This window comes from Halorubrum ejinorense (assembly GCF_039522565.1).
Taxonomy (GTDB): domain Archaea; phylum Halobacteriota; class Halobacteria; order Halobacteriales; family Haloferacaceae; genus Halorubrum; species Halorubrum ejinorense.
In genome coordinates this window covers 68,750-92,491 of the sequence record NZ_BAAADQ010000012.1, presented here as the reverse complement: position 1 = coordinate 92,491, position 23,742 = coordinate 68,750, and the positions used below count along the sequence as shown (strand labels likewise).

17 protein-coding genes and 2 pseudogenes are annotated in these 23,742 nt (G+C 63.7%); 12 read left to right on the top strand and 7 right to left on the bottom strand.

All coding sequences use genetic code 11. From position 1 onward, the window contains the following. Window positions 1–5: 5 nt before the first annotated feature. The 4 genes from ABDZ89_RS10715 to ABDZ89_RS10700 all read left to right on the top strand — a co-directional run bounded on the left by ABDZ89_RS10715 (window position 6) and on the right by ABDZ89_RS10700 (window position 4,619). Window positions 6–740 carry an ABC transporter ATP-binding protein gene (locus ABDZ89_RS10715; RefSeq protein WP_343778932.1) on the top strand — a complete coding sequence of 245 codons (735 nt, stop codon included), beginning with the start codon at window positions 6–8 and terminating at the stop codon, window positions 738–740. Continuing rightward, on the top strand, window positions 733–1,968 hold the full coding sequence (locus tag ABDZ89_RS10710; RefSeq protein ID WP_343778930.1) for an ABC transporter permease: 1,236 nt from the start codon (window positions 733–735) through the stop codon (window positions 1,966–1,968). The genes ABDZ89_RS10715 and ABDZ89_RS10710 overlap by 8 nt, the downstream gene beginning before the upstream one ends. Further along, window positions 1,969–3,192, top strand: coding sequence for an ABC transporter permease (locus ABDZ89_RS10705; protein ID WP_343778928.1), 1,224 nt, complete (start codon window positions 1,969–1,971; stop codon window positions 3,190–3,192). It abuts the gene before it with no gap. Between the two features lie 278 nt (window positions 3,193–3,470). Next, on the top strand, window positions 3,471–4,619 hold the full coding sequence (locus ABDZ89_RS10700; RefSeq protein WP_343778926.1) for a winged helix-turn-helix transcriptional regulator: 1,149 nt from the start codon (window positions 3,471–3,473) through the stop codon (window positions 4,617–4,619). A 59-nt stretch (window positions 4,620–4,678) separates the two neighbouring features. Here the strand turns inward: ABDZ89_RS10700 and ABDZ89_RS10695 are convergent, their stop codons facing one another. Next, entirely contained in the window at window positions 4,679–5,635 is a 957-nt protein-coding gene (locus ABDZ89_RS10695) for a DUF7982 domain-containing protein (protein ID WP_343778924.1), read from the bottom strand. A gap of 654 nt (window positions 5,636–6,289) precedes the next feature. Between ABDZ89_RS10695 and ABDZ89_RS10690 the strand changes: the two genes are divergently transcribed. Further along, window positions 6,290–7,891, top strand: a complete 1,602-nt coding sequence (locus ABDZ89_RS10690) for a hypothetical protein (protein WP_343778922.1) — start codon at window positions 6,290–6,292, stop codon at window positions 7,889–7,891. Further along, complete coding sequence (locus ABDZ89_RS10685; RefSeq protein ID WP_343778920.1) at window positions 7,884–8,981, top strand: DUF1616 domain-containing protein; 1,098 nt, start codon at window positions 7,884–7,886, stop codon at window positions 8,979–8,981. Before ABDZ89_RS10690 ends, ABDZ89_RS10685 begins: the two co-directional genes overlap by 8 nt. Before the next feature lie 23 nt (window positions 8,982–9,004). On the opposite strand, the gene ABDZ89_RS10680 is transcribed toward ABDZ89_RS10685, so the two are convergent. The 3 genes from ABDZ89_RS10680 to ABDZ89_RS10670 all read right to left on the bottom strand — a co-directional run bounded on the left by ABDZ89_RS10680 (window position 9,005) and on the right by ABDZ89_RS10670 (window position 11,938). Beyond that, window positions 9,005–10,066 carry a DUF4350 domain-containing protein gene (locus ABDZ89_RS10680; protein WP_343778918.1) on the bottom strand — a complete coding sequence of 354 codons (1,062 nt, stop codon included), beginning with the start codon at window positions 10,064–10,066 and terminating at the stop codon, window positions 9,005–9,007. A 3-nt stretch (window positions 10,067–10,069) separates the two neighbouring features. After that, on the bottom strand, window positions 10,070–10,345 hold the full coding sequence (locus ABDZ89_RS10675) for a DUF8044 family membrane protein (RefSeq protein ID WP_343778916.1): 276 nt from the start codon (window positions 10,343–10,345) through the stop codon (window positions 10,070–10,072). Between the two features lie 831 nt (window positions 10,346–11,176). Next, a complete protein-coding gene (locus ABDZ89_RS10670) occupies window positions 11,177–11,938 on the bottom strand; it encodes an IclR family transcriptional regulator (RefSeq protein ID WP_343778914.1) in 762 nt (253 codons plus the stop codon). A gap of 508 nt (window positions 11,939–12,446) precedes the next feature. Between ABDZ89_RS10670 and ABDZ89_RS10665 the strand changes: the two genes are divergently transcribed. Beyond that, window positions 12,447–13,622 (top strand): M24 family metallopeptidase, encoded by a 1,176-nt coding sequence (locus ABDZ89_RS10665; protein ID WP_343778962.1) that lies wholly within the window; start codon window positions 12,447–12,449, stop codon window positions 13,620–13,622. A 74-nt stretch (window positions 13,623–13,696) separates the two neighbouring features. Here ABDZ89_RS10665 and ABDZ89_RS10660 read toward each other — a convergent pair whose 3' ends face one another. Further along, window positions 13,697–14,926, bottom strand: coding sequence for a metal-dependent hydrolase family protein (locus ABDZ89_RS10660; RefSeq protein ID WP_343778912.1), 1,230 nt, complete (start codon window positions 14,924–14,926; stop codon window positions 13,697–13,699). A 108-nt stretch (window positions 14,927–15,034) separates the two neighbouring features. Between ABDZ89_RS10660 and ABDZ89_RS17130 the strand changes: the two are divergent. Next, window positions 15,035–15,767: pseudogene (locus ABDZ89_RS17130) on the top strand (DUF7260 family protein). A gap of 111 nt (window positions 15,768–15,878) precedes the next feature. Here ABDZ89_RS17130 and ABDZ89_RS10650 read toward each other — a convergent pair. Then, entirely contained in the window at window positions 15,879–17,858 is a 1,980-nt protein-coding gene (locus ABDZ89_RS10650; protein ID WP_343778909.1) for a S9 family peptidase, read from the bottom strand. Window positions 17,859–18,005: 147 nt separating this feature from the next. Between ABDZ89_RS10650 and ABDZ89_RS10645 the strand changes: the two genes are divergently transcribed. From ABDZ89_RS10645 to ABDZ89_RS10630, 4 genes are all read left to right on the top strand, one after another. After that, window positions 18,006–18,803, top strand: a complete 798-nt coding sequence (locus tag ABDZ89_RS10645) for a cyclase family protein (protein WP_343778907.1) — start codon at window positions 18,006–18,008, stop codon at window positions 18,801–18,803. A 182-nt stretch (window positions 18,804–18,985) separates the two neighbouring features. Next, on the top strand, window positions 18,986–19,999 hold the full coding sequence (locus ABDZ89_RS10640; RefSeq protein WP_343778906.1) for a D-2-hydroxyacid dehydrogenase: 1,014 nt from the start codon (window positions 18,986–18,988) through the stop codon (window positions 19,997–19,999). Window positions 20,000–20,185: 186 nt separating this feature from the next. Continuing rightward, entirely contained in the window at window positions 20,186–20,569 is a 384-nt protein-coding gene (locus ABDZ89_RS10635) for a RidA family protein (protein ID WP_343778904.1), read from the top strand. 197 nt (window positions 20,570–20,766) lie between these two features. Further along, a complete protein-coding gene (locus tag ABDZ89_RS10630; RefSeq protein ID WP_343778902.1) occupies window positions 20,767–22,305 on the top strand; it encodes a carboxypeptidase M32 in 1,539 nt (512 codons plus the stop codon). A gap of 93 nt (window positions 22,306–22,398) precedes the next feature. Here the strand turns inward: ABDZ89_RS10630 and ABDZ89_RS10625 are convergent. Then, a pseudogene (locus ABDZ89_RS10625) lies at window positions 22,399–23,382 on the bottom strand (aldo/keto reductase). Between the last annotated feature and the right edge of the window lie 360 nt (window positions 23,383–23,742).

The following is a 23,742-nucleotide window of genomic DNA, read 5'->3' as shown; positions in this document are numbered from 1 at the left end:
TAACTATGTCACAAGAGACGACGGCCGAATCGGTCATTCGGTGCGAACACGTCACGCGCACGTATCGAGGCACCGGCGGGGCGCGACTGGTTGACCGGCTTCGCGACGACGGTGAGCGGCCGGCAACGACAGCGGTTGAGGACGTGTCGTTATCCGTGTCCCGCGGTGAGGTCGTCGGTATCGAGGGGCCGAGCGGCAGCGGGAAATCAACCCTCCTCCACCTCCTCGCGGCGCTCGACGTCCCGACCCACGGTACGGTGTCGGTGTGCGGTGCGGACACCGCCGACCTCTCTCGACGGGAGCGAACCCGGCTTCGTCTCGAGGACGTCGGCATCGTCTTTCAGCGGTTCCACCTGTTTCCGTCGTTGTCGGCGCGGGCGAACGTCGCGCTGCCACTCGTCGAACTGGGCGTCCCGAAGCGAGAGCGACGCGAGCACGCCGAACGATTGCTCGACAGCGTCGGGCTTGCGTCCCGCACGACGCACACGCCGCGCCAGCTCAGCGGCGGCGAACAACAGCGCGTCGCCGTCGCCAGAGCCCTGATCACGGAGCCCTCGCTGCTCGTCGCCGATGAGCCCACCGGCGAGCTCGACACCGCGACGGGCGACCGGATCCTCTCGTTATTCACCGAGGCGGCCGCCCGGGACACGGCGATCGTCCTCGCGTCGCACGACCGCAAGGCACTCGACATTGCGGACAAGGTGATCACGCTGCGGGACGGAGGTCGAACCGATGGGTGAGCGATCCGCCCGCCTCCGTGGGGGCGTCGAGCTCGGGGTGGCAATGGTAATTCAGCGACTCCGCCACACCGCACCGCGTCGTATCGCGTACTCCATCCTCGGCGTCGCGCTCGCTGTCGGGCTGTTCGTCCTCGTCGCCGGGATCGGTATCGGCCTCGCGACAGGGGATGCGGCCGTCGGATCGAACGCGGACTACCGGATCGTCCCCGAATCCGAATCCAGCGCCACCTTACCGGTGTCTGTCGGCGGACCGCAACTGGGGGGTGTTCACGAGGTGGGCGCCCGACTCGGTGAGCGCGACGACGTCCGGTACGCGTCGCCCGTCGCAGTCACACTCGCGGAGCTGACTCACGGGAACACGACGGAGCACGTCCTCGTGTTCGGCGTCGTTGCGCATCCGGGTCTGCGGGCCGGTGGGCTCAGTTCCGAACCGCTGACGCCCGGAGACCCGCACTACGCAAACGGGACGTACGGTGGCCCGAAGACGAACGAGATGGTCGTTTCGACCGGGACTGCCGATCTCCTCGGCACAACAGTGGGTGAACGAGTGCTGTTGGAAAGCCCCAGCGGCGCCGGTCGGGAGACGGCACGAATGACAGTGACCAACGTCAGTGTGGCCAGTACGCCGGCCTTCGACAGCGTCCCGGTCGCACTCGTTCACCTCTCAGAGCTCCAGACAGCGACGGGTGACACGGGACGGGACACCGCGGATCAACTGGTCGTCGCAGCCGAGTCACCTGCCGTCCGGGACGATCTCGAGACCTTGTACGACCGGACCGAGGTCGTCGCGCGGTCGTCAGCCTCCGGCGTCGGCACCGACGGCGACCTCGCGCTCGCCGTCGGCGGCGCCGGCTTCGTCGTCTCTCTTGTCGTCGGCTCGCTGTTCGTCGCCACCACCACCGGGCTGGAAATTCGTCGCGACCGACGGCTCTGGGCAACGCTATCGGCCCTCGGATTCAGCGCCTCCAGCAGGGCTATCGTCGTCCTCGTCCGGACCGGTCTCGTCGCCCTAGCTGGGGGCCTGACAGGAATCGGGCTCGGGCGGATCGCTATCGCCGTAGCGAACGCCGGCGTCGATCGGTACGTCGACGAGACGACCGTGGCCGTCTTCAGTCCGGAGGTTGCGCTCGCCGGACTCGTCGTGTCCGCCGGTGTCGTCGTCATAACCGGTCCGTACGTGCTGTGGCTGACCAGCAGGGAGACGGCGAAAGCGGGGTTGAGCGCATAGATGTTCGACCGTTTCCGCGCGGTCATCGGGCTTGCTGCGGTCCGCGTCCGGCGTGATCGAGCCCGGACGGTGCTCGCGGTCTGCGCTGTGTCGCTCGCGGTGGTGGCCGTGACGATGCTCGGGAGCCTCGGCGTCGGCGTCGTCGAGACCGGCCAACAGAAGTTCGAGTCGGCAGACCGTGATCTCTGGGTCTCGGGGGGCCCGCTGCGCATTGCTCCCGGGACCGTTGGTGGGTTCCAAGGCGGAATCGTCGACGCGCACGCAACCAGTCGGCGACTCGCGTCGTCGCCGGGGATTGAGACCGCGTCGCCGTTGCTGTTTCAGACGATCTACGTCGGCGCTTCGCCGAACTCCCTTCGGACGGTCGTTGGCGTCGGCGCAACCTCCAGTGCGGGGTTTCAGGTACGGGGTGGCGACGGGTTCGGTCGGGACAACGGATTCTACAACGACGGCGGGTACAACGGGACTGCGTCGCAAAAGATCGTCCTCGGCGACGGGATTCGGTCTACCCTCGGCGTCGCTGTCGGTGAGACAGTTTATGTCGGCGGCACGACCAGCGACGCGAGGCAAACGCGGTACACCGTTGTCGGGACATCGCCGACGTTCTCACGCTTTCTCGGCGCCGACACCGCCGCGTTGCCGCTCGCCGAGTTACAGGCGATGACCGGAAACGCACACACCGATCGCGCGTCGATGCTTACGATCGATGTCGCCGACGACACCGATGCCGCCGATATCAAGCGGACGGTACAGGCCGAGTATCCGGAATATACGGTCCGGACGAACGCAGAACAGCTAGAGAGTATCATCGGTAACCGAATCTTGGTCGTTGCTGCCGGTGTCGTCCTTACCGTGGTTGCGGTGGTCGCCGGCGTCGCGCTCTCTGCTAATCTGCTATCCCTGCTCGTCGCCCAAGAGCAGACCACGATAGCCGCCCTCCGGGCCGTCGGCCTCTCCCGCGAAGTTGTCGCCGGCGTGATTGCCACACAGGGCGTTTATTACGGCATATTTGGGGCGGTCGGGGGCATCGCGATCACAGTGCCGTTCGCGACACTGCTGAACAGCATCGCGGCGTCCCTGTTCGGGTTCAACACGTTAGTTCGTATCTCACCATGGATACTCGCTGTAGGCTCTCTCACTGCTCTCTTCGCGGGCGTCCTCACCGCTATTTTAGCAGGCTGGCGGACGGCTGGCACGGAGCCGCTGGCGGTTCTTGATAGATGAGGCAAATTATTACTATCGGACGGAATCGCAACTCCATGTCGCTGAAAGTGTTAACAATAAGTCATTCTACCGAATCAACAAACTAACTTATTTAAATATTTTAGTTATAAGCTTGTATCGTGTCCATAACTCAATCTTAACCGGGTATATTGATGTGTCTTATAGTAATACTTCCTTAATACCTTATATTGTGAATACTGTCTATAGTGTTACGAAAAAAGAGTTATACATCTGGTATGAAATTCATGACTGTGAAGTGAAACAAGACGGAGTACATTATGAGCAAATCAGAATCCACCTCAATTCAGCCCAAGTCGATCCGACAGAAACGGATATTAGAAACCGCCGCCGAGAACCCAGGGGCGTCACTCGCGGAGATAGCCGAGGAAATTCCGAGCGCCTCAGCCGACCATGTCGACCGCGTCCTCGATCGGTACGGCGACCCCGCGGCGTCCGACGACTCGGACGCAGACGACTCACAGCCGGAGTCACCGACCTCGGCTTCGATGGAGGATGAGAGTCTTGATTCCACGGACGATCCCGAGGACCATCCCGAACCTGAGCAGACTAACCAGACTGACGACCTAGAACCTCCGGCTGAGCAAGAACCTGACGAGTCATCGCTGACCGATATGCCCGACGATACTCCACCAATGGACTCGGACACGGACGCCGAGCCGGCCGGCTCAGTAGCCGAATCAAAGCCTGAACTACACAACGACGCGGAGGAGGTGACTGCTGACGATACCGATACGGTCTCCTCGGCCGACGACACGACTCCCGATCCCGAAGACCTCACGCAGAAGGAACGCGAGACGCTCCGAGCGATCTTCTACGAGCCGACCGCGACGCAGGACCAGATCGCGGATATGCTCAGTATTTCCCGCGCCACAGTATCGAACCGTGTCAACGCTATCTCGGGATTTGACTGGGCAGATCGCGGGTCGTTCGTCGACAAACTGTTTGACGAGCAGTTGACCGTTGGCGATTCCGTGAGTCCGGCCAACGGTGGCGATTCAGTAGCCGCACAAAACGCCGGAAAAGAAGTCGTCACCGACGGTGCGCCAAGCGCGAGTGCCGACCCTAGCGTCAGTGACTCGGCTCCCCGGAATCCGCACAACACCACTAATGACGGCGTTGTGGACGGTCCGGCCCCCTCGGATCCGGAGCCTAGCGACCAAGACGGTACTACGGACAGCATGGCGGCCGAGTCGGGTGACACGGTCGAGGCGATGTCACACCAGTTAGATGAGCTCGCCCAGCAGCTGGCGACTATGGAACAGGAGTTAGACAACTCGAGTGAAGCCGACGAGGAACCTCCACTCGGTGATACTGATCTACTACATAAAGTCGTTCACGCCTGTATGAACTCTGATCAGATCACAGAAGACGAAGAACTAGAGATACTCGAAGGCCTGATGAACTGAGTTGAACCTGTGCTACCTTCACGCCTTATCAGCCACGACGGCACAGTGCCGTTCTCGATTCACTTTTTTGTTTCTGCGCCTGCCGACAGTGTAACCTTCGTGTCTTCGATTGAGTCGACGGTAACCGGCGAATTCACGCTTTGTGCGGCAGCACACGCAAGCGCCGAGACAATTGGATGGTCAAGCCGTGACAGCGGACCAAAGGCGGGCTCGTCGACAGAAATGATGACTTCCCTAGCGACTGTGCTCTTCTCGACCGTTATCTGATCGGCCACTTCGAAGTGTTCCACGAGTGAATCAGCGACCTGTTCGACCGCGCCAAGCGTTGTCTCAGGTGCCTGCGTCGTCCGAATTTCGTCAACCTCTCGCGTCATCTGCTGGCCGGTGGGTGTAAAGGTTATCCCCTCTGATCCGCTCGCATCGTCTGGGAACACGTGCGACAAGCTCTCTGGCGTCTCGAAGCTGCTATCCCGCGGAATGAATCCTCGCGTTTGATCACCGACGGGGACGTACACGGTCACTGGCTGTAGTCCGAGTTCGCTTTTGAGATCGGTTAGCGTCGTCATCGCGCCGTCGTATACGCTCTCGCTCACGCTGATTGGTACGACCCGCTCAGGAGTCAGGTACCACGTCATTGTCCCGCCGAACAGCCCGATGGCCCCAGTGACAAACAACACCGCACGGACGTCTGGAAGAGCCACGCCTCCGAGCACCGCTACGAGGCCGATTACTGCGAGTGCCAACGCGGTTTCCCGGTAAGTAACTGCGCGAGCCCGAGCGTAATCCGTTCGTAACCGCTCGTTCTCTGCCTTTAGCACGTCGACGAGCGTTTCTAACTCTGTAATCCGCTCGGAGGCGTTAAACGAGTCTGCTTCGTCCGTGGAACCACTCGGTACGTGTCCGTCTTTTCTTGTTTCTTCAGTATTCGCTGATCGTAGCGTTGTCGTCGGATCACCGCCTCGATTAAGCTGTTCTACTGCCTCCGCATCGTCGTTGTTCGCATTGGGTGCGCTCATCTCTACTCCGTGGTACGCTCGACTGCCATCACGTCGGTCTCCTGGACGCCAAGTGCTTCCGCCGGCGTTACGGCGGACATCGACGCTCTCCTCCCGATACGTCGGTAACTCGCTAGCGGGTTTCGACCGTCGGCCAGCAGGCTATCTTTCGGCACTGGCCAGCGGTTTGTAGCCGTCGAACGCCCATCACGCTTAGTACGAAGGCTGTCCTGCGGTTGTGGCGGTTCCATTAGCGCACGGACGTGTCTGTCGCTAATTGAAGCTACTGGTGTGGATAACAGAATGTCCTATTTTGTACTTATTTTGCTGAAAATACGTCAAAATCACGTTGTATACACACTGATGGAACATACCACACACTAAACATTCACTAAACACGCTCCAAACACGATAAAGTATAAGAATACACATCGATACCGGTGCTGTGTGCCACGCTCTCTCGTCCGCCGTCTCCTCGCCATCTGTTGTGTCGTACTCGCTGTGGCGGTCGTCGGCGTAACGGCCGGAACGGCGGATACGGGAGCTAAGATCGATCGGACAGAAGCACAGACCGAGGGACCCCGGCCGAATGCGACCGAGATCCGGCACGAGCGCTTGGACAGGGAGAGAGAGTCCGGAAACCCGTCGGCGCTTGAGCGACGTCTCTCCGCTGGCTTGACCGATCGACTGTCGGAGAGCGCAGACAGCATCGAGGCGGGAGAGTACGATGCCGCACAGCAGTTGTTGGCGGCCGGATACGACCGGCAATTAGCGCTGTACATGGAAGTGTATCGGACGGCGGTCACTGCCGACCTCGAGCGCGTCGAACAGCGGCAGGCGCTCTTCGCAGAGACAGCAGCGTTACAGGGGCGATACGCCGAGCGGCTCTCGGCGTACCGGAGCGTCGCAACCGACTACGAGAGTGCCGTCGAAGCAGATGATCGCGAGCGCGCGCAGCGACGCGCACGCGACTTACAGAACATCACGGGCGACCTCCGTCGGATCGAACGGTCGCTCGTCCCACGGTATGAGGAACTGCGCGAGACGACGGACGGTTCGGTCGAGACTGCGAACGGTATCGTCTCGGCCACGACAGCTGACAGAACGCGACAAACGGCGGCGCGCGTTGAATCGACGTACACGGCGACGGAAGTGACCGCCGAGGCCAGCCCCAGCGGGTCGTTCGCCGATCCGATTCGTCTCACCGGTCGCCTGACTGCGGCCGGAACCGACCCGCCGAGCGGAAACGTCTCGTTCCGTGTGAACGGGAAGACCGTCACGACCACGATCGAACCGGACGGGACCTTCGTGCTGCCGTATCGCCCCGTCACAGCGAACGAGGGGCCGGCCCAAGTCTCGCTCACTTACGCGCCCGGTGATGCGGCACTGTACCTCCCGTCACAGACTACCGTCTCGACGAGGATTACGCAGTCGACGCCGTCACTCTCGATAGAGTCTTCGTCTGTCCGTGCGAGCGCCGGATCGTCGGTCACCGCCGCCGGAGGGGTCACGGTCGACGGAGTTCCCGTTCCGAACGCGTCAGTCTCCCTCCGGGTCGGCGAGCGAGCGTTGGCCGAGACGCGGACCGACGACACCGGGACCTATCGATTCGACACTCGACTACCGGCGAACGTCTCCGCAGGAACGCGAACGCTGTCCGTCTCCGTCGGCCGCGCCGGTACTGCGCTGGTACCGGTGAGCGAAGACGCCGAACTGACGATCGAAGAGACGCCGACACGGCTGACGCTGTCCGCGGTCCGGAGCAAGGGTGTCGTGAACGTCGCCGGCCGACTGGTGACCGACGCGGAGACCGGCATTGGCGGGGAGGCGGTCGTCGTGTCGGTCGACGGTGAACGGCGTTCGACCGTCCAGACGGCCGCCGACGGGAACTATCAGGCGACCGTCGAACTGTCGAACGCGACGAACGCATCGAGCGCAGTATCGGTTCGGGCCGAATTTAATGGCGGCGACACGAGCCTGAGCTCCGCGGCCGTCAGCGCCGCGCTCACGCCGCCCGGGGAAGGCGCTCTGATCGACGCCCGAACGCTCACGCTCGCTTTAGCCGTCGGTCTCGTTACGATCCTCGTCGGGGGACTCACGGTCTACCGATACCGACGCGATGGCGATTCCTCGGGTGGCCTACCAACTGATGCGGTCCAACCGACCTCGACCGACCCAGCGGTCGTCGCCGTCCCCCTCGTTACCGATGGCGACGAGTCCGGGACGAACACGGACGCGTCACCGGGCCCCGAGCGACCGGAGGATACCCATGACTAACGGAGACCCCATTACCGGAGACGACGACACCGAGCCGGACGCGGACGGAGCCAGCAGGACTGACGACGACAACGTCGACGGCGCTTCGGGTTCAAAAGTCTCGCTCCCGGGGGACCTGACCGCGATCACTCTGGTCACAATACTTACGTGCGCTGCCGTCGCTCTTCCCGGGGTCCGATCGACGGGGCTCCGCTCCGTACTCACCGTTCCGTTCGTGCTGTTCATTCCCGGCTACGCAATCGTCGCGGTCCTGTTCCCGGAAGCAGGTGTGAGCGACGGCGAGGCCGGCGAGGAGACGGACGGGTCCGAGCGGGCCGTCCGCCCCGGACTCACGTACGTTGAGCGAGCCGCGCTGTCGTTCGGCGTGAGCATCGCGGTCGTGCCGCTCATCGGACTAGTGTTGAATCTCACCCCGTTTGGGATTCGGCTGGCCCCGGTCCTGATCTCGGTTTCGGGGGTAACCCTCGCGGCGTCCGGCTTCGCGGCGTACCGTCGGATTCAGATTCCTGCGAACGAACGGTTCTCGGTGCCGTATCGTCAGTGGAGTCGGTCGGTCGCCGGCGTCTTCTCTGGGCATGAGTCCAACTTGGACCGGCTACTAACCGTTGTCACTGTCGTAGCGCTACTTCTGGCGGTGACGAGTGCTGGATACGCAATCGCCGTGCCGAAGGAGGCAGATGCGTTCACCGAGCTCTATCTCGTCACAGAACAGGACGACGGGGAGTTGGTCGCCGACAACTACCCGACCGAGTTCGTGAGCGGTGAGTCGAAGTCGCTCGTCGTCGGCGTCGGTAACTACGAACACCAAAGTGTCGAGTATTCGCTCGTCGTCGAGCTACAAGACGCTACGGTCGTGAACAACTCGACACAGGTTCACGACCGCGTCGAGTTGTCTCGGCAGCGGCTCACCCTGGCGGATGAGGAAACGTGGGAGAGCCAACTGAACGTGACCCCGGAGATGTCCGGCGAACGACTACGGCTCTCGTTCATGCTGTTCAAAGGTGACCCGCCGTCGGCGCCGACGACAGACGAGGCCTACCGGGAAACCCACCTGTGGATCACTGTCTCGGACAGCGCTGAGCAGTCGTAGCGTTCGAGTGAGCCATTGTCACGCTAGCTATTCTGTCCGGACTCGTCCGTCTTGATCTCCCCCGCAACGCGTTCAACCCGCTCGGCGTCCCAGTCCGGCTGTCGCTCGTCGATCGCTTCCTCGACCGTGCCCCCCGAGTACAGTTCGGCAGTGGTCGGATCAGGTTCTTCTCGATCGTTGCCGGTCGTCACTCTCCACCATGCGACGCCGAGTACGGCGATGAGCGACGTCGAGATTACAAACAGGCGAGGCGGCGAGTCGGCGGTCGTCAAAACGAAAGCGATCCCGTCGGGAATCGCGGGCCTGCGCTGCTGGTCGACGAGCAGAGCATCCGACGAGCCGAGGAGGTTCGCTGCGAACCGCCGGTTGTCCGTCCGGTCGAGCATCCCGTTGATGAAGACGCTCGCGTCGCTGACGAGGATCACGCTGCCGTCGTCGACGTCCTCGCGGACGACTATCGGACGCTCCCGAATCGGCTCCACCGGGTCGAGCTCATCGTTGCCGTTCGCGTCGAGGTACGAGAACGCGGAGCTGTTCACGAGCACAGTCCCGGTCGTCGACGCGTTCACCGTCGTCCCGTGATTGAGCGTCACTCCCGAGACGTTACGCGTGGTGGAGGTCTCGCGGACGGGCGTCCCGATCGGCAACGCGGGACTCCGGTAGAACCGCTGCTCGTCTCGGAGCGGTCGGCCGTCGAACCGCGACTCGACGCCGAGCGCCGCGAGCAGTCGATTCGCCTCGCCGTTGCCCTCGGCCGCGACGACGACTGTCCCGCCACGGTCGAGGAACGACGCCACCGCCTCTGACTCCGCGTCAGAGTACCTCTCTGTCGGTTCGAGAACGAATGCGGTTGCGCTCTCGGCGTTCGCCTCCCGATATCCTGCCGGAGAACGCACGATCTCGACGTCGGCACCGGCGTCCGCGGCGACCGAGCGAACATCGCTCGTCCCGTCCCAGTCGTAGTTGTACGGCCCGTAGGCCGTCGCCGAGGTTCCGACCCCGACGGCCAACGTCGTCAGCGTGACGAGGAGAACCGCGGCGAACACCACCCGCGGATACGTCAACTTGTACTCACGCACGCGCATCGGTTAGATCACCTCCGCCGGCAACACGGCGGCCGTCCGTCTCGCGAGCACGACGAGAAACCCGGCGATTCCGACGAGAATCAGCCAGCGAACCCGCTTGCGCCACGGCGGCCGGACGTGGATCGGCGAGGTAAACTCGACGACGATGAGCACGCCGATGAGCGAGACAACGAAAAACAGCTCGTACGTGAGCCACCCCGTTGCGACGAGCACGAAGAGTCCGGCAAGCGTCCACGCGAGCACGCCCGACACGAACTGATACTGCCGTGCGACACTCATTATCGTGCCCCAGAGTGTACGCAAATATGTAGCTTCGGTTTACGCAAAATCGAACACCGCTGTTTGATTCGCGCGATGAGTACGACCACCGCAAACAGTGGCATGATGTTTACGTATACCAACTCAAGTATGTGTTCTGTCTGTTGCTCCAGCGTTGAACTCCGGGGTTATGTGCCGGCCCGCGCGTGACGGACCAGATCTACGACCCAGTAATACGCCGTGATCGAGATGACGCCGACTGAGAACAACGTGAATAGATGAATATTGAGTGAATCCGGACCGGCCCAATAGGGGATTGCCGGTCTCGGGACCGGTGGAGTGAGCGGCCAACGGTGTGACAAGAATCCTGTGATACGGGTCGCGTTAATTTAGTATCAAAATGGCTGCTGTCATGCGATTTTGCTGAAGTGTTCTAGAATGTTGTAGCTGATCGTGTTCTGACGATCAACGGGGAGGAGAACTGAGATCTTGTTTCTCCCGGAGTAACTACCTGTCTTGAGTATATAAATTGGTTTTCTCGAAGCCGTGGAATACTCTTGCTGTCTTGCGTTTTTGCTTAACTTAACGCGATCGTGATACGCTCCCTAAATTGTAAGGAACGCGGGTTGTCGTCGGATCCGGGTGGAGTGCCGGGTCCCCGGTCGTGTGAACCGCATCAAGAAATTTGGCTTGACGAAATCCGGCGGCCTAGGGGCCCCCATCGCCGGTGCCGTCGGAGGTACTCACTACGCGGATTCCCCGAGTTCCCTCTACGGCACGGGGTTCCGAGACAGGCGGCGGGCGATCGGTGTCGCCGTCGAGCCCGACGGCGTTTTGCGAGGGCAAACCCCGCTACGAGTAGGAGACGTTGATCCCGATGACGGTGGCCGTGTCTTGGACCATCTCGGGGATCTCCTCGCGGAACCGGTCGCCCTTCATCCGGGTCGAGGGCCCGGAGACACTGACGGCCCCGATTAACTTGCCAGCGTTGTCGGTGATCGGAGCGGCGACGCACCTGATCCCCTCGGCCCGCTCCTCGCCGTCGAAGGCCACGCCCCGGTTGCGAATCTCCTCGAGTTCGCCCTCGAGGGTGTCCTTGTCGGTGACGGTGTTTGGCGTCTTTGTGGGGAGGCCGTGTCTGTCGATCACCTCCTCGAAGCGCTCCTTGGGCATGTGGGCGAGGATCGACTTCCCAAGCGCGGAGGTGTGAAGGTACTGCCGCGTCCCCACCTTGGTGTCGAGGTGGACGGCCTCTTCCCCTGCAGCGATGTAGACGTAGACCCCCCGGCCGTGTTCTTCGATCATTAGGTTGGCCAACTCCCCCGTATTGTTGGCTAGGCTGTCGATCTCGCCTTTCGCGATGTCGAACACGCCGGTCTGTCGCCGTGACTGTTCCCCCATCTCCAGCAATCGAAGTCCCGACCGGTAGGTCGAACCGTCTTTGATGATGTACTCGTTGTCCTCAAGCGTACTCAGGTGGTGGTGAGCCGTCGCCTTGCTCATCCCGAGGTGGTCGGCAATCTCGGTCACCCCACCGCCTTCCAGTTCGTGGATCGCCTCCAGGATCCGTAGCGTCTTTTCGCTGGAACGGACGGTGTTTTTTGATTTTTTCATACTACGTTACACATTCTAGTATATTGCTATATAAAAATTGTTTCGCCTGGTGTAACAGATTTGGGTGATCGACCCGAGATACGTTGAGCTTTCAGATCCCAGTTCGGCAGGCAGAACCTATATCTGGGAACTCTGTGGCCGATATGGAGGTGTGTCAAACAGCAACATGAAAATTTTACGATACCAAACGTATCCTTTCTGAGATTCCCCAAGCGCTGTGCCCGGGGAACGAAGCGGTCGGGTCGCCCGGGACTCCCGGAGCGGCAGGTCACCGTAAGACCCGGACTCACGGACATCTCGTCTCCGACCGGTTCTCCCTAATTTGTTTGGTGAAACCAAACGGTGTTGCGCGGGCCATCGAGATTCTGCTCGGGGTGTCGACGACCGGGGGTCAGGGGGGCTCGTCGCTGACTGCGGTCGCGCCTGTCCCGTCGCCTGTGGGGCAGGTTGGAGCCTCAGCCGTGTACCAACGTTTTTCCTGCTCCTCTTGGAGAGGACGGTGTCGACAATGCAAGCCAGTCCCTCACTCCCACGATCGGAGTTCGAGCGTCGCCTGTCCGCGGTTCGCGATTGGATCGGTGAAACCGACGCGGACGCCGGCGTCTGGTTCGGCGCCCGCAGCATCGAGTACCTCACGCACTTCTACCACGCTCAGACCGAGCGCCCGGTCGTGCTCGCGGTCACCGCCGACGAGGTCAGGATCACCGTCCCGAAACTAGAGCACATCCGTGTCCGGGACAACCCCCTGATCGACGAGGCGTACCACTACTTCGACTACCCTGGCGGCGACCCCATCGCCACGGCGGTCGTGATGCTCGAGGACCTCGGCGTCGAGCGGGTGGCCGCCGATATGGACGGCGCGCCCGGCGTGATGGGCTACCAAGGACCGGCGCTCTCGGATTTCGTCGACGTGGAGGGGCAGTCCTGGATCGATTGGCTACGCAGGGAGAAGTCCGACGCCGAACTCGCCGTCATGCGGGAGGCTTCGAAGTGGGCACACCTCGCCCACCGGTACCTCGCCGACAAGATAAAACCAGGGGCAAGACAAGGCACAGTCAGCCAGCGGGCGTCGATGGAGGCCTCGCGGGCGATGTTCGACACGCTGGGGACCCGGTATGTGCCGAGGACGGGGATCTACTTCGAGGGTCCGACCCACACGGGGATGCACAGCGGCGAACAGACGGCCGAACCCCACCCATACCCGGCCAACCAGAAGCTCCGGGAGGGCGATACGATCATCACCGCTGCCGAGGCGGACGTCGACGGCTACCTCTCGGAGATCGAGCGGACGATGTTTGTCGGCGACCCCGACGACGAGCAACGCCACTACTTCGAGGTGATGCTCGAAGCCCAGACCACCGCCATCAGGACCGCGGGCCCGGGCGTCGAATACAGCACCGTCGCTCAGGCGGTCTGGGACTACATGGTCGAACAAGGCGTCGAGGACCTGGCTTTCCACCACGTCGGCCACGGCCTGGGGATGGTGACCCACGAGCCCCCCTACGTCGACCGCGGGAGCGAGGCGACGATGGAACCGGGCCACGTCTTCACCGTCGAACCGGGGATATACGTCGAGGACCTGGGCGGGTTTCGCCACTCCGACCCCGTCGTCGTGACCGATTCAGGCACCGAACTGCTCAACTACTGGGGCCGGGACCTGGAATCGAACATCGTCACTTGGTGAGTCCCCTGTCGGTCCGCCGGGTCCTCCCGGTGGGTGTCCATCCGCGAGCGAAGGTTCCGGGGGGAGTCTCCGTATCACCCGACGACTCGCTCGCCGTGCTTGTAAACCGTCCCGACGGAGTCGGTGAGGGCGCGGATGTCTGACAGCGGGTTCGCCTCCAGAACGATTATGTTCGCCGCCCGGCCGGGCTCGATCACCCCGACGTCCTGCTTCTTGAGGGCCCTGGCGGCCTCGCTCGTCGCCACCTTGATCGCGTCCATCGGGTCCATGCCGCACTCTTCGACGTAAAGTACCGCCTCGTCGGCGTTCTCGCCGTGGGGGACTAGGTCGGGCCCGACGAAGTCCGTCCCCAAGGCGATGGTGACGCCGGCGTCGTCGGCCCGCCGGACGGCATCGAAGTGGGCCTCTCTGGCCTCTCGGGCCTTCTCTAGGCCGAACTCGGGGATTCCGTGGTCGGCCCCGTGCTCGCAGATCCGGTCGACGATGGCCAGGGTGGGGACTAGGACGCCGTCGGTCTCCAGCAGCATCTCGATCCCCTCGTCGTCGATGTAGATGCCGTGTTCGATCGTGTCGACCCCGTTCCTGAGGGCGTTTTTGATCCCCTCGGCACCCTGGGCGTGGGCGGCGACCGGGATCCCGACCCGGTGGGCTTCCTGGGTGACAGCGGTGATCTCGTCGTCGGTCATCTGGCTCTGGCCGGGGTGGTCCTTCTCCGAAAGCACGCCCCCAGTGGTGCCGATCTTGATCAGGTCGACGCCATCACGGATCCGCTTGCGGGCCTCCTTCCGGCACTCGTCGGCCCCGTCACAGAGGGCAGGGTCGTAAGGGTTCCACTCCGTGACCCACTCATAGGGGAGGAAGTGGGCGTCGCCGTGGCCCCCGGTCTGGTAAATCGCGCGGTGGCTGGTGTGGATCTCTGGGCCCCGGATCGCGCCCTCCTCGACGGCGGTTCGCAGGCCGAGTCCGGTCCGAGAGTCCACGTCCCGGACCGTCGTGAACCCGGCCTCGAGCAGTCGTTCGAGGTGGACCGTCGCACGGGCGGCCCCCGCGGCGACATCGTAGCTCAGGTAGTCGGACTGGTCCATCGAGGGCCACCCCTTGAGGTGGAGGTGGGCGTCGATCAGCCCCGGCAGTACAGTCTTGCCCGAGTGGTAGATGACCTCCGCGCCGTCGGCGTCGAACTCCTCCTGGGGCGTGACTTCAACGATCCGGTCGCCCTCGCAGACGACCACGGCGTCGCTCCTCGGCTCGTCGGAGAGCCCGTCGATCAGCGTCCCGCAAACGATGGCGGTTTTCTCGGACATCGTCGGCCCCAACGCCCAACAGCGGATTAAAAATTCCCACTGCAGGGGCAGAGGTTGTGAGACAGTCCCAAGATTCAGCTCCGTCTTCGTTGTAGGTGGTCCCGACGTATGACCGAATGCCGGGGAGAGCCGTTGCTAGCGGACGCCGTCGAAGCGATCGCCGCCGAACGCGACGTGACGACAGAGGAGATCGAGGCCTTGGCCGCTTTCGCTCGCCGGCTCTCCGAGACTCCCGAAGCCGGGGCCGCCGCGATCCAGCCCGCTAGCGGGGGCCACGACGAGGGTCCCGCTCCGGACACCCGGTCCCTCGGCGTCGACGTAGGGACCCGGACCCTCTTCGAGGAGACGGTGCGGCAGGCGCCAACCGCCGACGAGCACGAGGCCGAGCCCACGACGCAGATGGCCGCGGACCTGGCCCCGGAACTCGCCGCGGCGATCTACGGCTCCGCTGACCCGACGCCGAACCTGCGGACCCTGCTCCGGCGGGCCGTCCGAGGCGTTTTTGAGAATCGGCGGCAGACGATCCGGAGGGGCGACCGAGAGGAGTGCGGCCTCCGCTCGTACCGCTCCGAACTGGCGGCGATCTGCGAGAAACTCGCCGAGTACGAGGCGTCCCCCAGACACCCCCGCGGACGGGTCGTTCGGCCACTACGAGCGGCTGGGCGAACTGTGGGGGGCGTGTCGCCGACTCGCTGTCGACCGACAGGAGTTGCTCCACGAGTGGATGGGCTCCGAGTACGACCATCTGGAGTACGTCGCCTGCCTCTACCGGGACTGCGCCGTGTCGTTCCCGGTGCTGGCCGCCGTCGCCGAGACGGAGGCGGCCGTCAAACGTTTTTAAGTGGCTGTCGAACGAGACCTCGTCGGTGTCGACGAGACCGGGGATCACGGCCCGTCGCAGGTGGGTCGCCGGTCCGCTGGCTCGGCGATTTCTATGGTCGTCGTCGGCCCCCTACCCATCCGGATCCCTGTCCTCGCCCGTCGGGACCCCGCCGTGGTCGCCGAACCACGCGAGGATCCGCTCGAAGCGGTCGACGACGTGGCCCGGCTCTCCCGCCCGAGAGAGCTCGTGGGTCTCCCGCGGGTAGCGGACGAACTCGGTCTCGACGCCGGTTTTCTTCAAGAAGCGGTAGAAGACGTCCGCATTGTGGACCGGGACCCGGAAGTCGTTCTCGCTGTGCATGATCAGCGTCGGGGTGTTGACATCGTCGGCGTAGGCGATCGGCGAGGCTTCCCAGTAGCCCTCGGGGTCCTCCCACGGCATGCCGAGTTGCCACTCGTTCGAATGATAGCAGTCGGTGGCGCCGAACTGGGCGACTTGGTCGTAGACGCCCCGCTGGGCGACCGCGGCCCGGAACCGGTCAGTGTGGCCGACCGTCCAGGCAGTCATGAACCCGCCGTAGGACCCCCCGGTGACGAACAGGCGGTCCTCATCGACGTAGTCCCGCGCGGCGACCTCGTTGACGCCGGCCATGACGTCGACGAAGTCCAGGGCGCCCCAGTCCTCACCGATCGCGGTGGCGAACTCCTCGCCGTACCCCGTCGACCCGCGCGGGTTACACCAGAAGACGACGTAGCCGGCAGCCGCCAGCGTCTGGAACTCGTGCCACATCGTCCCGCTGGTGGTCCACATGATCGTCGGGCCGCCGTGGATCTCGACGACCATCGGATACGTTTCCCCGGGGTCAAAGTCGGGTGGCGTCAGCACCCACCCTTCGATCTCGGGGCCGTCCTCGGCCCGGAAGCTCACCGGTTCGGGCCGGGCGATCTTGTGGTCGTCGAGGTAGGCCTCGTTGAGCCGGCTGACGCGGGTCGGCGCGCCGGAGAAGTCGGTCACGAACACGTCGCCGGGGTGATTCCACTCGCTTTGGACGAACGCGGCGCCCCGGTCGGTCACGTCGAGGGCGTCGACGTGGCGGTCGTCCCCGCCCAGCACAATCTCGACTGTGGCCGCCTCCTCTGGGGCGACCCGGGCGAGTTTCACGGCCCCCTCGTCAGGGGCTAGGAAGTAGAGGTCACCCTCGGGTCCCCACTGCGGTTTCGCCCCGCGGTAGACCCGTCGCTCGAACCCGGCCGTGGGCGTGACGGTCTCCCCAGTCTCCTGGTCGTGGACCTTGATTTGCGTCGAGTACATCGCCGACCCGGGCTCCTCGTTCCGGCTGTACCGGTAGGCGACCCGCCCGTCGGTCGTCGCGGAAAACGCCGGGAGCCACCCCGTCGTCTGGACGACGGTGGTCTCCGCGTGGGCGGGCAGGTCGTGAGCCACGATGTCGTGCACTAGGGTGTCGTCCGGGACGCCGGTGCGCCGGACCGAGTAGTACAGGGTCTCGGGGTCGCCCCACTCGGGGTGTTCGAAGTCGTACTCACCCTCAGTGACCCGCTTGACAGCGTCCTCAGCCAGGTCGACGGTGTAGACGTGGCTCCGCACGCCGTCGAAGTACTCGCCGTGGGCGCGGTAGACCAGCCGGTTTATTACCCGCGGGTCTGGTTGCTCGCGCTCGTAGTCGACCCTTCGCTCGCGGTCGTGTCCCGCTTCGCGCTCCTCGGCGGTGACCCGCTGGACGAACGCGATCCGGTCGCCGTTGGGCGACCAAGTCGGATTGGTCACTCCGCCGACAACCTCGGTGACTTTCCGGGCCTCGCCACCGTCGACCGGCAGGACCCAGAGCTGGGGGACCTTGTCGTTCCGGTCGCTGACGAAGGCGATACGGTCGCCGCTCGGGCTCCACTCCGGGGCCGAGTCCAGGTCCCCGGCGATCGTAAACCGGGTCGGTGGCTCACTCCCATCGGCCGGCCCCACGAAGACGGTCGACTCGTATGACTCGTCGTCGACGGGGCGCTTGCGAACGAACGCGACGGACTCGCCGGTCGGCGACAGGCGGGGGTGTTCGGGCGAGGCGAGGTCGTGGTAGTCGCTTCCAGTGATCCGCATGGTCCGATCCCGACCGGAGGGAGTAAAATACGTTCGACTGTCGGGGTCGACCCGGCCGTCGAAGTCTGTGAGAACAGACCTTGTGACCCGACCCCGCGGATCGACGGAGACGTAGAACTAAGTGCGGCACGGGGCTAAACGGAAACGATGTCAGAGCTGATAGACCTCTCCGGTTACATCGAGGAGGACCAGCCCCTCGCCGGGTCGGCCGACGACACCCGGATCTTCACGACGCTCACTCATGAGGAACGCGGGTTCCAGGTTAAAAAGGAACTCGAGGAGAAGAGCTTAGACAGTGAGACCGAGTACGTCACCCGGCACCTCCGGGCCGAGCGCGAGGGCTATGAGGAGGAACAGCCGATGAACCGCACGCTGATCATGAGCGAGCACGGGCCAACCCACGTGGATTCGATCGATCACCTCGACCCCACCTCGGAGCTGTCGATCGACGAGATGCCCCTAGAGTGGTTCTACGGGGACGCAGTTTGTCTGGACCTCTCTGGCGTCGACCACCCCGAGCCGATCACCGTGGCGGCGATCCGCGGCCAGCTCGAGGAGTCCGGCTTGGAAATACGTGAGGACGATACGGTGTTGCTGGAGACCGGCAACCGCAAGAACAACTACTCTACGACCGACAAGGAAAAGAAACACCGCTACACAAGTAAGTTCGTGGGCTTGGAACAGCCGGCCGGGGAATTTCTCGTCGACCAGGGCGCCAAGGCCATCGGGATCGACTCAATCAGCGTCGACCACCCCGCGAACATCTACCCGAACTACGACTTCCCGATCCACGCGCTGTGTTCCCGCGAGGAGATCGTGATCTACGAGAATATGTCCAACCTCTGGGAGGTAACCGGCCAGCGGTTCACATTCTCGGCGTTCCCGCTGAAGATCCGCGACGGGACCGGGTCGCCGATCAGGCCCGTGGCGATCCTCGACGACTGAGACCCTCCACCCAGCCGACCACGACCGAACGCCCCCGTCCGGCGGGTGTGACGGGGGTCGTCCAGCTGATACCCGGATTCTTTAAAAAACGTGCCACCTAATCAAAGCTATTATAATAAATCGTATTAATTAGGGATGTAGAATCACTGTAAAATCAGTGAAACAGAACAACTCTATCAATCATGACTGACGACAACCCCGACGTGGTCGTGCTTCGGAAGAACACTGAGGGCCTCTCGACGGCGGACTATGCGGACCGCATCCGTGATCGACTCCCAGACCACGACGTCGTACACGCCAAGACTCCCCATCAGGAACGCACCCTCATCGAACAGGCCCCTGTCGCCACGGGCGTCACGCTGAGCGAGACCCATCTCAACCACGCCGAGAACCTCCGGATGTTCGTGGTCGCTTCCTCTGGCTATAATCACCTCCCGGTCGGGCGGATGACCGACCGAGGGATCGTCATCGCCAACGCAGCGGGTATCCACGCCCCAGGGATCGCTGAGCAGGCACTGGGCTACTGTCTCTCCTTCGCTCGGCGGATCCACGAGGGCTGGGAGCGAAAGCGGGGCGGGGAGTGGCGCCACTACAAAGCCGATGAGTTCACCGATTCGACAGTGTCCGTCATCGGGCTCGGTGCTATCGGCACCGAGTTCGTTGACCGCCTGTCGGGCATGGGCGTCCACACCATCGGTGTGCGCTACACCCCCGAGAAGGGTGGTCCGACCGACGAGGTCTTCGGATTCGACGAGCGCGACCTCCACGAGGCGCTCTCGCGAACCGACTACTTGGTGCTCTCCACCCCGCTGACAGACACGACCCGGGGGTTGATCGGCAAAGCCGAGTTGAATACGCTCCCGCCCAGCGCCTATCTCGTCAACGTCTGCCGTGGCGGGATCGTCGACACCGACGCGCTGCTGACGGCTATCCAGAAGGAGGACATCGCCGGCGCCGCGATGGACGTCACGGACCCCGAACCGCTCCCGCCGGACCATCCTCTCTGGCGGATGAGCAACGTCACCATCACCCCCCACATGGGCGGGCATACGCCGAAACACTGGGATCGACTGGCTGACATCCTCGCGACGAACGTCGACCGACTCGAGACTGGAGAGGTCGAGAGCTTTCGCAACCAGGTCAACGATCCCGTGGACCTGGCCCCCGACGTCCGCATGAATACCCACGAGGAGTGACCCCCGGTCGACTCCCAACGGTCACCGGTCGATCTGTTCCTCCTCGGTCCCGGACCGCCCCGAGGTGACGGGTGGTCTCAGGGTCGTCCGTCTCTCGCCCCCGGGGTCCATATGGCGTTCCACTGTCCCCCGAGCCCGCGGTCGGCACCGGGGTTTCATTACCCCTGATACCGTCGATTTGGTCGCATGCCGATTGAGCAGATCCGCACCAGAGAAGCATTCGAAAGCAGCGCACCCCTCTCCCAGGCGATCCGACACGGGGACACCCTCTACGTCTCTGGCAACGTCCCGATCGACCCCGAGACGAACGAACTCGTGGAGGGTGGTGTCGGTCCTCAGACCCGCCAAGTCCTTGAGAACGTCGAGGCGATCTTGGAGGAAGCCGACACCTCGATGTACAACGTCGTCCGAACCGGCGTCTTCATGACCGACATGGACGCCTTCGGAGAGATGAACGAGGTTTACGAGGAGTTCATGAGCGAACCCTACCCCGCCCGGACGGCGGTCAAGGCTGAGATGGCAAGTCCCGACATCGACGTCGAGATTGACGTGATCGCCGCGATCGAGTAGAGCCTCGCCGATCGACGATCCACTCCGTCCGCAGTTCACTCTTTCCGGTTTCGCTGCGAGGCCCCTGTAAGCCAAGCACATTCGCCGATCGTCGACGTACCGCCAGTGGGGTCGTCGCGGGGTCGGCCGCTCCGGAGCCATCGGCCTGAGCCCCGGATCCCACCGGGATTTATAACGGCCCGACCGGAAGAGAGGCTATGGCGACTAACAGTCAAGAGGATGACCTCTCTACGGAGGCGGCCTTCGAGACGGTCCTCGAAAAGAGCAAGCGGATCCTCGACCTAGAGAAGGCGGACTTTATGCTCCGGTGGGACTCGGACGTGATGATGCCCGAAGGCGGCGGGCCCGCCCGGGCGAGCCAGCGCTCGTCAATCGCGGCGGCCCAGCACCGCTACCGGACCGACGAGGACCTCGGGCGGGCGCTTAAGATCCTCGAAGACGCCGAGTTGACCCGCGACCAGGTGGCGATCGTCCGGGAGGTCCGCCGGGAGTACGACGTCGAGACCAGCGTCCCCAGCGAGGTCCAAGACCGTATCTCCGAGGTGACCTCGGGCGCCCATGAGGACTGGAAGCGGGCCAAGGAGGCCAAGGACTGGTCGGCGTTTGCCCCGACGATGGAGCGGGTCGTCGATGCCTGGGCCGAGTGGGCCGACCACGTCGACCCCGACAACGACCCCTTCGAGACGCTCTGGACGAAGCGCTCGGGGTATCACGCCCAGCGCTACGTCGACTTGGAGACCGTCGACCAGATCTTCGACACGCTCCGAGAGGAACTGGTGCCGCTGATCGCCGAGATCCACGACAGCGACGCCGACCTGGCGACGGATGCCTTCACCGCGAACGATCCCTACGACGTCGACGCCCAACACTCTCTGTGTGAGGACACGCTGGATCTCCTGGGCGTCGACTGGGACCGGGCACGCTTGGACGAGGCGCCCCACCCGTTCTCGTATGGCACCCAGTACGACGTGCGGATCTCCACCCGGTTCAGCGAGGCGACGCCGATGGTCGCGCTCCAGGGCGTGCTCCACGAGTTTGGTCACACCGCCTACACCCACGGCCTCCCGCAGGATCACTACGGTGACCCCATCGGCGAACCGCGGGGGCTAGGCGTCCACGAGTCCCAGTCGCGGTTCTTCGAGAACCACGTCGGCAGGAGCGAGCCCTTCTGGGAGCTGTTCATGCCCACTCTCCGGGAGCACTTCCCACAACTGGCCGACGTCTCCCCCCAGGAGGCTTACGAGGCGGTCAACCAGGTGTACGACGACAACTACATCCGGGTCGAGGCGGACGAGCTTACCTATCATATGCACATCATCCTCCGGACCGAGGTCGAACGCGCCCTCGTGGCGGGCGAAATCGGTGTCGAGGATGTGCCAGAAATGTGGGCCGACAAGACCGACGAGTACCTCGGGATCCGACCGGAGAACGACGCCCAGGGACCGCTCCAGGACCCCCACTGGGCCGGACAGATCCCCGCTTTCATCACCTACACCATCGGGAGCGTCTTGGCCGCCCAGCTTGACGCCAAGATGCGCGAGGACCTGGCCGTCGACGACCTGATCCGGACCGGGGAGTTCGAACCTATCCACGACTGGATGACCGAGCGGATCCGCCGCCACGGCCAACGCTACCGGACAGACGAGCTGATCGAGCGCGCCACCGGCGAACCGCTGACCGCCGAGTACTTTGTCGACTACGCCCGCGAAAAGTACGGCGAACTGTACGACCTCTAAGGCAGCCGGATGTCCCCGATCCGGACGACCGACGGCCGGAAAATGGGGCCCAGCGACTTCCATTCCGGGTGTCCCGGGGTTTGCGGACCGTGCTCAGTACGGCGCCGGCATCGCCCCGTCCAGCCGATGGAAGGTGTCCACGTCGAGGTTCAGCGTGGCCGCGGCAAGGTTTTCCTCCAGTTGCGCGATGGTCCGTGGCCCTACGACCGGGCTGGTCACCGCCGGGTGGGCGAGTAGCCAGGCCAGCGAGACCGCCACCGGCGGGGAGTCGAGGTCCTCGGTGACGGCCTCGACGGTCTCCAGGGTGTCGGAGTTCCCCGCAGTGAGGTACCGGTCCTGGAACCGTTCCTCGTGTGCCCCTCGCGATCCGGCCGGCGGTGACTCCCCACGCTCGTACTTGCCAGCGAGGAACCCGGCCGCCAGCGGCGAGAACGGCATCAGGCCCAGCCCGAGTTCCTTGACCATCGGGAGGACCTCCGGTTCGACCTGTCGGTCGACGAAATTGAAACCGATCTATGTGACCGAAAAGGGATCGTAGTCCTCGCGACGGGCTATCCCGTTGGCGTGGGCGACCTGCCAGGCGTTTGTGGGGCGGTTTGAGGCCCAGAGGTAGTGTGCGTGACCGGCTTCGACGAAGGCGTCTAGCGTGCGCAGGAACTCCCGGACCGGGGTGTCCTTGTCCCACCGGTGGACGTACAGCTGGTCCATGTAGTCGGCTCTCAGGCGGTCGAGGATCCGGTCGAGCTGTCGTCGGAGGTGATTGCGGTTGAGCCCGCGGGCGTTGGGGTCGTCGGGGTCGGTCGGCCAGTACAGCTTCGAGGCCAGGACGAACTCCTCGCGATCCCAGCCGTCGAGCTAGTCGCCGACGTAGGTCTCGTCGTCGTCGCCGCCGTAGACGTCGGCCATGTCGAGGAATTTCCCGCCCGCGGCCGTGTACCGGTCGAGCAGCTTGTAGGCCGTCGACCGGTCGATTTCGAGCGTCTCGTCTTCGCGTTCGTTCCCAAACCGTGCCGTCCCAAACGCCAGTTCGCCCACCTGGAGGCCCGTCGAACCGAGCCGGACCGCGTCGAGTTCCATATCCGGGATCCGGAGGAGCAGACCACAAAAATCTCCCGAGCGGGAGCGAACCAGGGTGTCAGGTTTGGCAGGGGAAGCCTGAGAACCGTCAGATTCCGGGAGCGGAACGCGTCGAAATTCCTCGCGGGCTCCGGTCCCTCGGGCCGTGCGAACGGCGGCTACGCCGCCGTGAGCAACACCACCCGGGTTCCTAGAGCTCGATTCGCCTTTTCAGTCTGTCAGGAGTCGATCCCTTGGGGGGGGTGAAAGAGCGATGGTCGCTCGCGCTGGAGTGGAATGACTGTCCGCGAGCGGCTCGGGGACTCCTGATGGCTTCCCCGCTCCCAAACGTTGACTCGGGGCCACAGCCCCGAGCGATAT